15 protein-coding genes are annotated in these 13,540 nt (G+C 46.1%); all 15 read right to left on the minus strand.

Features of this window, described 5'->3' with window-relative positions:
- Positions 1-64: 64 nt before the first annotated feature.
- On the minus strand, positions 65-1,372 hold the full coding sequence (gene trmFO / locus KY305_RS05470; protein ID WP_214799331.1) for an FADH(2)-oxidizing methylenetetrahydrofolate--tRNA-(uracil(54)-C(5))-methyltransferase TrmFO: 1,308 nt from the start codon (positions 1,370-1,372) through the stop codon (positions 65-67).
- A 67-nt stretch (positions 1,373-1,439) separates the two neighbouring features.
- Positions 1,440-3,515, minus strand: a complete 2,076-nt coding sequence (gene topA, locus KY305_RS05475) for a type I DNA topoisomerase (RefSeq protein ID WP_223061704.1) — start codon at positions 3,513-3,515, stop codon at positions 1,440-1,442.
- Between the two features lie 182 nt (positions 3,516-3,697).
- Entirely contained in the window at positions 3,698-4,453 is a 756-nt protein-coding gene (dprA, locus tag KY305_RS05480; RefSeq protein WP_396021510.1) for a DNA-processing protein DprA, read from the minus strand.
- A 211-nt stretch (positions 4,454-4,664) separates the two neighbouring features.
- The gene (sucD, locus tag KY305_RS05485) at positions 4,665-5,567 is read right to left on the minus strand and encodes a succinate--CoA ligase subunit alpha (protein WP_214799337.1); all 903 of its coding nucleotides are present in this window, start codon (positions 5,565-5,567) and stop codon (positions 4,665-4,667) included.
- A 28-nt stretch (positions 5,568-5,595) separates the two neighbouring features.
- Complete coding sequence (gene sucC / locus KY305_RS05490) at positions 5,596-6,753, minus strand: ADP-forming succinate--CoA ligase subunit beta (RefSeq protein WP_223061706.1); 1,158 nt, start codon at positions 6,751-6,753, stop codon at positions 5,596-5,598.
- A 174-nt stretch (positions 6,754-6,927) separates the two neighbouring features.
- Positions 6,928-7,209 (minus strand): FlhB-like flagellar biosynthesis protein, encoded by a 282-nt coding sequence (locus KY305_RS05495; protein ID WP_223061707.1) that lies wholly within the window; start codon positions 7,207-7,209, stop codon positions 6,928-6,930.
- Positions 7,206-8,924 carry a glycosyl transferase gene (locus KY305_RS05500; RefSeq protein WP_223061708.1) on the minus strand — a complete coding sequence of 573 codons (1,719 nt, stop codon included), beginning with the start codon at positions 8,922-8,924 and terminating at the stop codon, positions 7,206-7,208. The genes KY305_RS05495 and KY305_RS05500 overlap by 4 nt, the downstream gene beginning before the upstream one ends.
- A 16-nt stretch (positions 8,925-8,940) precedes the next feature.
- The gene (locus tag KY305_RS05505) at positions 8,941-9,708 is read right to left on the minus strand and encodes a ribonuclease HII (protein WP_223061709.1); all 768 of its coding nucleotides are present in this window, start codon (positions 9,706-9,708) and stop codon (positions 8,941-8,943) included.
- Positions 9,709-9,780: 72 nt separating this feature from the next.
- Positions 9,781-10,629, minus strand: a complete 849-nt coding sequence (ylqF, locus tag KY305_RS05510) for a ribosome biogenesis GTPase YlqF (protein WP_223061710.1) — start codon at positions 10,627-10,629, stop codon at positions 9,781-9,783.
- A gap of 142 nt (positions 10,630-10,771) precedes the next feature.
- Positions 10,772-11,119 (minus strand): 50S ribosomal protein L19, encoded by a 348-nt coding sequence (gene rplS, locus KY305_RS05515; RefSeq protein WP_003154288.1) that lies wholly within the window; start codon positions 11,117-11,119, stop codon positions 10,772-10,774.
- 140 nt (positions 11,120-11,259) lie between these two features.
- Positions 11,260-11,991 carry a tRNA (guanosine(37)-N1)-methyltransferase TrmD gene (gene trmD, locus KY305_RS05520; protein WP_214799348.1) on the minus strand — a complete coding sequence of 244 codons (732 nt, stop codon included), beginning with the start codon at positions 11,989-11,991 and terminating at the stop codon, positions 11,260-11,262.
- The gene (rimM, locus tag KY305_RS05525) at positions 11,988-12,512 is read right to left on the minus strand and encodes a ribosome maturation factor RimM (protein WP_223061711.1); all 525 of its coding nucleotides are present in this window, start codon (positions 12,510-12,512) and stop codon (positions 11,988-11,990) included. The genes trmD and rimM overlap by 4 nt, the downstream gene beginning before the upstream one ends.
- Positions 12,513-12,516: 4 nt before the next feature.
- Positions 12,517-12,903 carry a YlqD family protein gene (locus tag KY305_RS05530; protein WP_061520498.1) on the minus strand — a complete coding sequence of 129 codons (387 nt, stop codon included), beginning with the start codon at positions 12,901-12,903 and terminating at the stop codon, positions 12,517-12,519.
- A gap of 87 nt (positions 12,904-12,990) precedes the next feature.
- A complete protein-coding gene (locus KY305_RS05535) occupies positions 12,991-13,236 on the minus strand; it encodes a KH domain-containing protein (RefSeq protein ID WP_061520497.1) in 246 nt (81 codons plus the stop codon).
- The gene (rpsP, locus tag KY305_RS05540) at positions 13,236-13,508 is read right to left on the minus strand and encodes a 30S ribosomal protein S16 (protein WP_214799356.1); all 273 of its coding nucleotides are present in this window, start codon (positions 13,506-13,508) and stop codon (positions 13,236-13,238) included. Before rpsP ends, KY305_RS05535 begins: the two co-directional genes overlap by 1 nt.
- Positions 13,509-13,540: the final 32 nt, after the last annotated feature.

The raw sequence follows: 13,540 nt of genomic DNA on the forward strand, positions 1-13,540 counted from the left end.
AGACCTCCCTCTCCGAAGGGCTTTTAAATGGTATCATATTATGCGTTGAAGTTGCAATGAAAAGCTATACCGTTTTCGAAATAGTTTGAATAGTCTCAATTGCCCGTTTAGCGTATTCTTCATTGCGTTCTTTCTTGTTTTTAATTTTAACAGGCAATTCTTTTAAAAGCCCAAAGTTTGCATTCATCGGCTGGAAGTTCTTCTGATTGGTTGTCGTAATATAGTGAGCCATGCTGCCTATCGCCGTCTCCTGCGGGAAGGTGACCAGCTCTTGCTCCAGCACGAGTTTCGCTGCGTTGATGCCTGCCACAAGACCGGAGGCCGCAGATTCAACATAACCTTCCACCCCGGTCATCTGGCCTGCGAAAAACAGGTCGTTCCGGTTTTTGAACTGGTATGTCGGCTTCAGTAAACTCGGCGAGTTAATGAATGTATTTCTGTGCATGACACCGTATCTGACGATGTCAACATTTTCAAGACCGGGGATCAATTTAAGCACTTCTTTCTGATCTCCCCATTTCAAATGTGTCTGAAATCCTACAATATTATAAAGGGTTCCCGCCGCGTCGTCCTGTCTGAGCTGAACGACGGCGTATGGGCGCTTTCCAGTTCTGGGATCTTCAAGGCCGACCGGTTTCATCGGGCCGAAAAGCATTGTTTTTTTGCCTCTTTTCGCCATGACTTCAATCGGCATGCAGCCTTCAAAGAAAATTTCTTTTTCAAACTCTTTTAACGGGACCGTCTCAGCCGTTGTCAGCGCTTCGTGGAAACGGTCAAACTCCTCCTCTGTCATAGGGCAGTTTAAATATGCCGCTTCACCCTTGTCATAACGGGATTTTAAGTACACTTTATCCATATCAAGGCTGTCTTTTTCGACAATCGGCGCCGCTGCGTCATAAAAATAAAGATAGTCTTCGCCGGTCAGCTCTTTCAGCTGCTGTGAGAGCGATTCAGAAGTGAGCGGCCCCGTCGCGATGATTGTCGGGCCTTCCGGAATTTCTGTTACTTCTTCATGAAGAACCGTTACGTTCGGGTGGTTTTTCACGAGATTCGTCACGCTTTGTGCAAATTCATGGCGGTCAACGGCAAGCGCCCCTCCCGCAGGTACGGAACACTCATCGGCCGCTTTAATGATCGCTGAATCAAGCGCGCGCATTTCCTCCTTTAATACGCCCACTGCATTAGCAAGCGTATTTGAACGCAATGAGTTGCTGCACACAAGCTCGGCAAATTTATCGGTATGGTGGGCCGCCGTCTGCTTTACGGGACGCATTTCATATAGTTTTACTTGAATTCCGCGTTTGGCAAGCTGCCACGCCGCTTCACTTCCGGCAAGGCCTGCTCCTATTACATTGACTGTTTGCTGGTTCATCTATTTTCATCTCCTGTTGTTTGTCTCTCCACACACACAAAGAAGGTGAGCAAGGCTCTGCTCACCGCTATTTCTGTGGTTCTTCCTTATAATCACATTCCACGCATTGGACTTGTATGCCTTTTTTGAGTTTTTTCTCTACGAGCATATTTTCACATTTCGGGCATTTTCGTTCAATCGGTTTGTCCCAGGATACGAAGTCGCATTCAGGGTAACGGTCACAGCCGTAAAACACGCGTTTCTTTTTCGATTTTCGTTCAACAATATTTCCTTCATGGCACTTAGGGCATTTTACGCCGATTTGTTTGACGATTGGTTTTGTATTCCGGCAGTCAGGAAAATTAGAGCACGCCATGAATTTACCGTAACGCCCCATTTTATACACCATTCGGGAGCCGCATAGCTCACAGTCTTCATCAGCGTATTCAGGCTCTATCTCTACTTCTTTCATCTCGGCTTCCGCTTTTTTCACCCGTTTTTCGAAATCGGTATAAAAGCTGTCAATGATTTGTACCCATTCCGTCTGGCCGTCTTCCACATGGTCAAGATCTCTTTCCATTTTGGCCGTAAATTCAACGTTAATGATCTCCGGAAAAAACTCCATGATGAGGTCAAGCACGATCTGGCCTAATTCCGTCGGCACAAACCGTTTATTGTCCAGTGCGACGTAACCGCGGCGCTGGATGGTGTCAAGGGTCGGCGCATATGTTGACGGACGGCCGATCCCAAGCTCTTCAAGAGTTTTGACTAGGCGTGCCTCTGTGTAGCGCGGAGGCGGCTGAGTAAAGTGCTGTTCAGGCTCAATATCCTTTGATAAGACCGTGTCTCCTTCTTTAAGATCTGGGAGCATGCGATCTTTTTCTTCAAGCTGATCGTCTTTTCCCTCTACATAAACTTTCATAAATCCGGAGAACTTGACTTTACTTCCGTTAGCCCGGAATGTCAATCCGTTGTTGCTGAGGTCGACACTCATCGTATCCAAGACGGCAGATGCCATTTGGCTAGCGACAAAGCGTTCCCAAATCAGCTTGTATAATCTGAGCTGGTCTCTTCCCAGCACGGCTTTTAAATCGGCAGGTTTTCTGAGCACGGAAGTCGGGCGGATCGCTTCGTGGGCGTCTTGTGTATTTTCATTCTTCTTCGCCGCTTTGCGTTTTCCGGCTAAAAACTCTTTTCCGTATGCCTGGTCAATAAAGGCTGCAGCTTCATCAACGGCCGTGTTTGAAATCCGGGTTGAATCCGTTCTCATATACGTAATTAAACCGACCGTTCCTTCTTTGCCGAGGTCAATTCCTTCATATAATTGCTGGGCGATCATCATCGTTTTCTTCGCTCGGAAATTAAGTTTCCGGGCCGCTTCCTGCTGAAGGGTGGACGTCGTAAACGGCAGAGCGGGATTACGTTTCCGTTCTTTTTTCGTTACCTTGTCTACGGTATACTTGTTTCCTTTCAGTTCAGCGAGAACGGCTTTCACGTCTTCTTCGCTTTTTAAAGGAAGCTTTTTGCCGTTTTTCCCGAAAAAGCCTGCTTCAAATGTGTCTTTGCCTTTTAAAAACGAGCCGGTAATCGTCCAGTATTCTTCAGGCTTAAAGTCGTTGATTTCTTTCTCTCGGTCAATAATCAGACGGAGCGCAACGGATTGCACGCGGCCCGCGCTGAGCCCTTTTTTCACTTTTTTCCAAAGGATCGGGCTGATCTTGTATCCGACGAGTCTGTCTAATATGCGCCGCGCCTGCTGCGCATCGACAAGATCCATATTGATCATGCGCGGATGTTTAAATGATTCTTTAATGGCATCTTTCGTTATTTCATTAAAGACCACCCGGCAGTCAGAGCTAAGGTCAAGATCAAGGCTGTGGGCCAGATGCCATGCAATCGCTTCCCCTTCTCTGTCGGGGTCAGCCGCGAGATAGACTTTTTTGGCTTTCTTTGCCGCTGTTTTTAATTCTTTTAAAACAGGGCCTTTTCCTCGGATCGTAATATATTTCGGTTCAAAGTTCTGTTCAATGTCAACTCCCATTTGACTTTTCGGGAGATCCCGGACATGTCCCATTGAAGCTTTGACTTTATATTTTTTACCTAAATAACGTTCAATCGTTTTCGCCTTAGCCGGCGATTCCACGATAACTAGATAATCAGACATTTTCATCCCCCTCAAGAGGTGTTCTCTCTCTTCTCAAGTATCAATTCATTTTAGAGCTGCCTTTTTATGGCTTTCAACATTTCATTCTTTATGATGAACGTCATTTTATACATGAAAATCAATGTGCAACTTTAAATCCTCACTATTATTAAATATTACAATGCCGTTTGTCAAACGATATTTCAAAAGGGTTCCGTATACTGAACGTTTTGCCCGGTCAGCTCTCCGTCAATATCCTCTGCGCATAACACAGCTTTCGCCCCTTCTTGAATCAGTTTTATGGGTCCTCCGGAATATGGATTAAATATGGAACCGGGAACGGCAAATACTTCTCTTCCTTGTTCAAGAGCTTGGTAGGCCGTGATTAATGAACCGCTTTTTTCTTTTCCCTGTACAACTACAATTCCTTCACTTAATCCGCTGATGATGCGGTTTCTCATCGGAAAATGCCACTTTTTAGGCTTTGTTTCAGGGGGATGTTCTGATAGAAGGAGCTGATGTTCAGCCATGTATTCTGCTAACGGGAGATTTTCTCGGGGATAGATATGGTGAAATCCGCCGGCTATTACGCCGATCGTATGCCCTTTTGCCCTGATGCTCGCCTTATGAGACAATCCGTCTATACCTGCTGCGAGCCCGCTTACAACAATCCAGCCTTTTTTTGAAAGTTCAGCGGTAAGATGATGAACCGCTTTTATCCCGTCTTCCGTCGGTTTCCTCGTTCCTACAATCCCGATTTTTCTTCCTTTTTCGAGAAGTGATACATCTCCTTTTGCAAATAACACAGCCGGCGGATCATAAATCGTTTTCAGCCATGAAGGGTATCGGCTTGATGAAATCGGAATGACTGAAATCCCTTGGCGGCGGAAATCTGAAAGAGCACCTTCAAGCTTCGGGCTCTCACGCTCAATTTGCAGTTTAATGGCTTCAGAGTCTATTTTCCCTCCTGATAAAGCGGTTAAAGGATGAGGATCTCGTGCAAAAGACAGTGTAGAATCGGCTTTCCACCATTTTAATAGAAGAGACGGGGAAATGAATTGTTTGATTCTGCAGATGATCAGACTCCGTGACGTTTGATCCAACTCTAAATGACCTCCTCTTTTTTAACAGCAAAAATAGGAACAGCCGTTACGGCTGCCCCTTTTATCATTAGTGAGTTTTGCACGTTTCAAATAAGCCTTTTTCTTTTAACACCTTAATCAGCGTTTCCCCCATGACAGATGGTGTTTCCGCTACTTCAATACCGCAGGCGTTCATCGTTTTGACTTTTTCATCCGCTGTGCCTTTTCCTCCGGAGATGATAGCGCCGGCATGTCCCATGCGTTTTCCAGGAGGTGCGGTTTTACCGCCGATAAAGCCGACAACAGGTTTTGTCATGTTGGCTTTTACCCACTCTGCCGCTTCCTCTTCAGCAGTACCGCCGATTTCGCCGATCATAATAACGGCATGTGTCTCAGGATCTTCGTTAAACGCTTTTAACACGTCAATAAAGTTCGTGCCGTTGACCGGGTCTCCGCCGATTCCCACAGCCGTAGACTGGCCTACACCCGCTTCTGAAAGCTGATGCACGGCTTCGTATGTTAATGTTCCGGAACGGGACACAACGCCTACATGGCCCTTTTTATGAATGTATCCCGGCATAATGCCGATTTTGCATTCTTCAGGCGTAATAACGCCGGGACAGTTCGGTCCTATTAATCTCGTTTTCTTGCCTTCCATAAAGCGCTTCACTTTCACCATGTCCAAAACAGGAATGTGCTCAGTGATGCAAATGACTAGATCAAGTTCAGCGTCTACCGCTTCCATGATTGCATCCGCCGCAAACGGAGCCGGAACATAGATGACTGACGCGTTAGCGCCTGTCGTATGAACAGCTTCTGCGACCGTATTAAATACAGGCACTCCTTCCGCTTCTGTTCCGCCTTTTCCAGGTGTTACCCCGCCAACGATGTTCGTGCCGTATTCAAGCATTTGCTTCGTATGAAATAAAGCGGTAGAACCTGTAATCCCCTGTACAATAACTCTTGTATCTTTATTGATAAAAACACTCATTATCTGGTCCCCTGCCTTTCATTCTTTCCTAAACTAAGGATACGATTTTCTGCGCGCCGTCTGCCATTGATTCCGCAGATGTGATATTTAAGCCTGATTCATTCAGGATTTTCTTTCCTAAATCTACGTTTGTCCCTTCAAGGCGCACGACCAGCGGCAATGTCAATCCGACTTGTCTCGTCGCTTCAACAACACCCTCTGCGATGACATCACACTTCATGATGCCTCCGAAAATATTGACGAAAATCCCTTTTACGTTTTGATCGGAAAGAATGATTTTAAATGCTTCCGTTACTTTTTCAGCGGTTGCGCCGCCCCCGACATCCAGGAAGTTTGCAGGTTCTCCGCCGTAGTGTTTAATGATATCCATTGTAGACATCGCAAGACCCGCGCCGTTTACCATACAGCCGATATTTCCATCAAGGGAGATATAGCTTAAATCGTACTTAGACGCTTCGATTTCTTTCGGATCTTCTTCGTCTAAATCTCTATATTCTAAAATGTCTTTTTGTCTGTATAACGCATTGCTGTCGAAGTTCAGCTTCGCATCCAGCGCCATGACGTTTCCTTCTCCCGTTATGACGAGAGGGTTGATTTCGGCGATAGAGCAGTCCTTCTCAACAAATGCTTTATATAGGCCAAGCATAAATTTAGCGGCTTTACCGACAAGCTCTTTCGGGATGTTAATTGCGAATGCAATTTCCCTGGCTTGATATCCTTGAAGGCCGACAGCCGGATCAATGACCGCTTTTTTGATTTTCTCCGGTGTTTTTTCCGCTACTTCTTCAATTTCCGTGCCGCCTTCTTCAGACGCCATTAACACGATTCTTGAAGTGGCGCGGTCAAGTACAAGCCCGACGTAATATTCTTTTTTAATATCGCAGCCTTCTTCAATAAGTAAGCGTTTTATTACTCGTCCTTCAGGACCCGTTTGATGTGTGACGAGCGTTTTGCCTAACAATTCTTCGGCATACTCTTTCACTTCATCTTTTGTTTTTGCAATCTTTACCCCACCAGCTTTGCCGCGGCCGCCAGCATGGATTTGCGCCTTTACGACATAAACCGAGCTTGACAGACTCTCTGCTTTTTCAACTGCTTCCTCTGCTGTAAAAGCCACTTTACCTTCAGGAACAGACACCCCATATTTTCTGAGGACTTCTTTTCCCTGGTACTCATGGATATTCATTTCCCATCCTCCTAACTTATGTAGCAAAACTAAAAATAGACTGCGCTTTCATTCTATATAATACTGGAAGAATTGTCTAGGGTTCGAAACAAAATCTTTCTATCCTTCCAAACATTCTAACTTTTATTTTATTAAAAATATAAATTTCAACGGAGTCCAGGAAATGAATGTACCTTATTTTTCGTTTTTCAGACTTTCATCGAGCCTGTATACAAAGGAAAAAATCTCAGCAACAGTTTCATAAAGCGCCTCCGGAATTTGATCGTCAACTGTTAAATGGCGCATTAATTCGACAAGAGTCCTGTCTTCCTGAATGGGGACTCCCGCCTTTTCAGCTTCTTTGATGATATTTTCCGCCACATGCCCTCTGCCTGTCGCGATGACTCTGGGAGCGTTATCTTTCTGCCGGTCATAATGCAGGGCGACAGCTTTTCTTAACGGGGTTTGTTCTTTCATATTTTCACATCCACTTCCTGCCCTCCGCTTTTTGCCATAAACTCCTCCATCACAGCATTTTGTTCTTCAGGCCGTCTTTTTTTAGCCGTAACGCCGGACAGGCTGCAGCCCGTTTCTTTTAAAGCCTCTTTCAGGCCCGGCACGAATGGATCAATTGCCGCTTGCAGCTCAAAGTCGGTTTCGATAGAAATGGTCATCACATTTTGCTGAATCATACAATCGACGATGGTTTCTTTTAACGTCTCCAGCTGCAGCAAAAAAAGCAGCCTGCAATGTGACGGATCAAGCTTTCCGTCAGGCTTTTTCTGTCCTTTAAAAAGAACGGTCATATCATGTTCATATGCAGACGGGCCGAGCGGAAATGACAGCATGATCTGCGTGAAGGACGGATGGGTTTGTTCGATAAAAAGCTGACCGTTTAATTTGTGCATAAGCGGCTCTGCCTCTTGTTTAACCGATTGCGGCACATCTTGAAGCAAACGGGCGGCATGGAGGGCCGTCTTTAACGATTGTTTATCAGCCGTTTGCGGAGAAACGCCTTGTTCAAACGATTTAATGAATGTTAATTCATCGCGGGCGCCCAATCCTTTTTTCAGCCTCTGTAAAAGGCTTAGCACGTCATGCTTTTCAGCAAATTTCAGTTCTGTCAGCTGCACGGCTTTTTCGAAAACAGCTGCCTCTTGATCGGTCAGCTGTGCGGTGTGAAGAACAGACGGTGCTTTACCTGTTTTTTCTAGAGAAAATAGGGTTTTGATCATGTTCGCTGTTTCTTTCACCGGCTGGTTTTCGTTTTTTTCAGCGGACATCAGCAATTTCTCCAGAAGCTGTTTTGCCTCTCTCTTAGGTATTTCAGTGCCTGTCCCGACACTTGGTAAAGCGCGTTTGTCTGGTTTGCTGTCTGCGGGGGTTTTCACATTTCCGGGCGTTTCACGGACCGGGAATGGTTTTTTCTCCGCTGACAATTCGCCTTCTTCTTTCTGACCTGTCTCAGAAAGAGGCATATCCGCAGCCGATGCAAGCTTCTTCAAAAGGCGCTCGGCATGAAGATCAGTTTCTGAGTTTAATACATCAGTCACGGCCTCCTTGAGGCCTGAAAGCTCTTTTCCCGATTGGGGAGCCTGATTGATCGCCTGAAGCAGCCGGGACAGCAGGCGGCGGGTCGGAACCGGATATTTGACGGCATGAATTCCTGACAATACCTCCGGATGAACGGGAAGCTCCCTTTTCAGCGCGAATACGACTGTGTCTGCCGCCTTCTTCAATTCGGCGGACGGCAGGGATTCCGCCCAGCGGACAGCAGCTTTAAGATTGTTTTCTGTCATCGGCAGCTTGTTTTTCATAAATGCTCCGGCGATTTGAAGAGATGCCGGGTCAGGTTTAATGGAAAGGGCGTTTAAAAGCCTGCCGGCGGCTTCTTGAACGGTTTTAGGGCTGCCTTCAAACCGATCAACGACCTGAAGGCGGCCCATTTTTTCAGCCGGCTGTTTATCATAGGAAAACCAGTAGTACGCCTGCGGGCGGATTTCGGCTTCAAGCTTGCCCTGTATCGTTTGGCCGCCGATTTGGATGAGGGCGCTTTGATCCCCCAGTAAACGGAGAACCTTTCCTAAAAGCAGCCTCTGTGTTCCGCTTTGTTTATCACCGTCTTGCTGCGCGGCAGCACTTCCTGCCATCAGCTGTTTGAACGCCGTTTGTATATCGCCGCTTATGTTCATGTCTTAAGCCCCTCTTCTAACAATAAGATTGAACGGGAGCGAACGTTTTTCTGTGAATAGTTGTCGGTCCGTATGCCGCAAGAGCTTCAAGATGTTCTTTCGTTCCGTAGCCTTTGTTTTTCTCAAAGCCGTACATCGGGTATGTTTTCGCATACTCGGCCATCAGGCGGTCCCTTGTCACTTTGGCTATACAGGCTCCGGCAGCGATCGAAACGCTTTTCGCATCGCCTTTTACAATAGACGATTGCGGGATATCGACCGGAAGCGTCATTGCGTCTGCAAGCAGATAATCCGGCGCTTTTTCCAGCTCATTAACTGCCTTGACCATCGCCAGTCTTGCCGCCTCGTATATGTTTATCCGGTCAATGACAGAAGCGTCAACAATGCCGATTCCGATGGATACCGCTTCTTCCGAAATCCGGCTGTAATACTCCTCCAGCTTCTTCTCGGAAAGCTTTTTTGAATCTGTCAGGCCGAGGATTTCGCATTCCGCCGGCAATATGACGGCGCCTGCGACAACCGGTCCGGCCAGCGGCCCTCTCCCCGCTTCGTCAATACCCGCAATGAGACGGAAACCCTTTTTGCAGGACAGCCTTTCGTAGGCCGTCATGTTCAGCCACTGCTCTTTGAGCGCTTTTTCCTTCGCATGCTTTTTCAGCCATTGCTCTGCAAGCGCCTGTACGCTTTTTCTGGGGTCTTTTTCGCATTGGGCAAGGAATGGGTCGCGTTCGTCCTTCATCTCTTGCAGGCGCTCTTTTACGCTTTTTACGGTTAATGTATTCACTTTCTCTTCTCCCTTACTTTATGTATATCGGTCCGGCGCGGAAAAAATAAAGACCCGCATCGCTGCGCGTCTTTATTCTGATGGTTTTTCAAATGACAGCCTGCCGAACTTTTCCGTCCGGATGTCCCGGATGATGACCTCTGTCGTTTTATCGTAGTCAATAAGCCCGCCGCTCATGAAACATCCGCGTTTTTCGCCGATTGCGTCAAAAAGGGCAGCAATGTCTTCAGGAATGTCTTGAAGGCTGTAGCGCTCTTTTAAACGATCGGGATAATGCTCTTCCAGAAAGCGCAGCCCGAAAACGGCTACGTCTTGTAAATTGATGATAGAATCTTTGATCGCCCCGGTGATTGCCAGGCGCAAACCGACGAGCTCATCTTCAAATTTAGGCCATAAAATACCCGGCGTATCTAAAAGCTCTAATTCCTTGCCCACTTTCACCCACTGCTGGGATTTGGTAATACCGGGTCTGTCCCCTGTCTTGGCAATGTTCTTCTTGGCAAGTCGGTTGATGAGCGTTGATTTTCCGACGTTCGGAATCCCGATAATTAAAGCGCGGATGGCCCTCGGCTTAATGCCTTTTGCTTTCATTTTATCGAACTTATCCTTTAACAGCTCCTTCGAGGATGGTACGATTTGATGTAAGCCTTGTCCGTTGACGGAGTTGATGGAAAGAGAGGGAATGCCCTGCTGTTCAAAATGGTTTTTCCACTGCGCCGTCACTGCTGCGTCGGCTTTATCTGCTTTATTTAACAGCATAATGCGCGGCTTATTTTTTAAAATCTCCTCAATCATCGGATTTCTGGATGACATGGGGATTCTCGCGTCAACCAATTCGTATACGATATCAATTAATTTTAGTTTTTCTGTTACTTCCCGTCTTGCTTTAGCCATATGGCCCGGGAACCATTGAATGGTCATGTGACTCTGACACCTGCCTTATTTCCCGAAACCGTAAGTTCCGGTGATCTCTTATGTATTTTACGTTGCTTATGCCGCTTTTACAAATTTAATATAAAAAAAGAGCCTGTTACGGGTAACAAGCTCTTTTCGTTCGTTATCATTATCGTCTGATTTCTTTAATACGAGCCGCTTTTCCGCGAAGTTCACGCAGGTAGTAAAGCTTAGCACGGCGTACTTTACCGTAACGTACAACTTCGATTTTCGCGATTTTTGGTGTGTGTACAGGGAAAGTACGTTCAACGCCAACACCGTAAGAAATCTTACGAACTGTGAACGTTTCGCTGATTCCACCACCACGACGCTTAATCACAACACCTTCAAAGATCTGGATACGCTCACGGTTACCCTCAACAACTTTTACGTGTACACGTAAAGTGTCACCAGGACGGAACGCAGGAAGATCAGTGCGAAGCTGTTCTTTTGTGATATCTTGAATTAGTTTTTGCATCGTTTTCAACTCCTTCCAACAGATGCTCTTAGCCACAATTGCCCGGCACAGCGGAACATCGTTTTCAAGCTTTTGAAGGATAAGCCCTCTTAAGCCACAAGTAGTATCATATCATAACTTCATTGCCTGTGCAATAGGATCTATTCGTTTTCCCACTCAGAAATCCATTTTCTTTGTTCGTCAGTAAGCGGATAGTTTTCAAGAAGATCCGGCCTTCTTAAAAAGGTTCTCCTGATCGATTCTTTATTCCGCCACTCTTTTATCTTTGCGTGGTTGCCGGAAAGAAGGGTATCTGGCACTTTTAAACCTTTATAATCTGCGGGCCTTGTATAATGCGGATGCTCTAAAAGCCCCGTGCTGAAGGAATCCTCCACATGGGACGCTTCTTTTCCGAGGACTCCCGGCAAAAGCCTGACAACACTGTCGGCAATCATCATCGCAGGCAGCTCTCCTCCCGTCAGCACAAAGTCTCCGATCGAGATTTCATCTGTTGCGAGGTGCTCCCGGATGCGTTCATCATACCCTTCATAGTGGCCGCAGATAAACATCAAATGCTCCTCGCGCGCCAGCTCCTCCGCTTTCTTCTGCGTGAAGCGCTCACCTTGCGGGCAGACGAGAATAATGCGCGGCTTAGCGTCTGTGTCGGCTGTCAGCTTTTCAACCGCATCAAAGACGGGCTGAGGCTTTAACACCATTCCTGCGCCCCCGCCGTACGGGTAATCGTCAACCGTTTGGTGCTTATTATCAGAAAAGGCCCGGAAATTGATGACGTCAAAGCGCACCGCTTCTTTTTCCTGCGCTTTCAGCAGGATGGATGAGCCGAGCACACCTTGAAACATCTCGGGAAACAGTGTTAAAAAGTCGATTTTCATTCGTCTATTAACCCTTCCATTACATGAATCTTAATTTTCTTCTCATTTATATTAATATCCTTTACCACGGAAGCAATATACGGAATGAGCGCATCTTTTTTTCCTTTTCTTGCTACTACCCAAACGTCATTAGCCCCCGGCGTCAAAATTTCTCTGACTGTGCCGATCAGCTCTCCGTCTTCTGAAACAACCTCGCAGCCGATGATTTCATGAAAATAAAATTCGTCTTCCTCAAGCTCTCCCAGATCTTCTTCCGGAACTTTGATGATCGCGTTTTTTAAATTTTCTACTTCGTTTAAGCTCGGTCTTTCTTTGAATTGCAGCAGGTGAAACTGTTTATGAAGCCTGTGTGTATTTACCGTAACTTTTACAGGCTCCGCCGCACCCTCCATAAATAGATACAGCGTATTGCCGGGCTTGTACCGTTCTTCGGCAAAGTCCGTTTTAGAAATAACCCGCACTTCGCCTTTAATGCCGTGAGTATTTACAATTTTGCCTACGTTAAACCATCTGTTTGTCATATCATCACCTCGGGCGAATTTCAATTACTACCCCGTCTTTTATGACGATGGTATTTGCCGCTGTTTTTTCATGCCAGTTATCACCGACTTCAATCGACAGCAGCGCATCGATTTCCTTTTCCTTCACTTCGCTTCCAAGCGGCAGCGTGTGTGTCTGGCTCATCTGAAAATCGATCATTTTGATTTTGTCTTGTCTTTTTTCAATGGCTTTTTTAAAGGATTCCGCCACATCCGGATTCTGCTGATCTTTTTCATGTTTTCTAAGCTGAAAATAGAGCTGGCTGCATTCTCGTTCAAGCATTTGCTTTTTTTCTGCAAAAGAGGCTAAAAGCTTTTCCTTACTTTGCTCGGTCAGAACCTGCATAACGGTTACCCTGTGAATAATCTGCATAGGACCAGACTCCCCACTTTTCCAACATATTCTGTTCATTTGCTTTTTTTACGTGTAAAAAAAGGGGAGGTGCCGGCCCTCTCCCTTTTAGTCAAATATCTCAAATTGAACTTTCTTAGAAGACTGTGCGCCAGCTGCAAAAACAACGGTTCGAATCGCTTTTGCAGTCCGGCCTTGCTTTCCGATAATTTTACCGGTATCTGACTCATTGACAGATAAGCGAAGCGCAATCTTTTGATCGGTCTCTTCTTTTGTGACCCGGATGTCTTCCGGATGGTCGACAAGCGGAGCCACAACACTGACAATCAAATCTTCCAAGTGTTGATCAGTCATTACTTGCCTTGTTTAGCGTTGTGGAATTTTTCCATAATTCCTTGGCTTGAGAACAAGTTGCGAACTGTGTCAGAAGGTTTAGCTCCTGTTTGAAGCCATTTAAGAGCAAGCTCTTCGTTGATTTTAACTTCAGCCGGTTTCAAAACCGGGTTGTATGTGCCGACTGTTTCGATGAAACGGCCGTCACGCGGTGAACGAGAATCTGCTACAACAATACGATAGAAAGGAGATTTTTTTGCTCCCATACGTTTTAAACGAATTTTTACTGCCATTTTACTAGCACCTCCGAAAATATTTCAACAAG

It is taken from the genome of Bacillus sp. YC2 (assembly GCF_019891195.1).
Lineage (GTDB): Bacteria > Bacillota > Bacilli > Bacillales > Bacillaceae > Bacillus.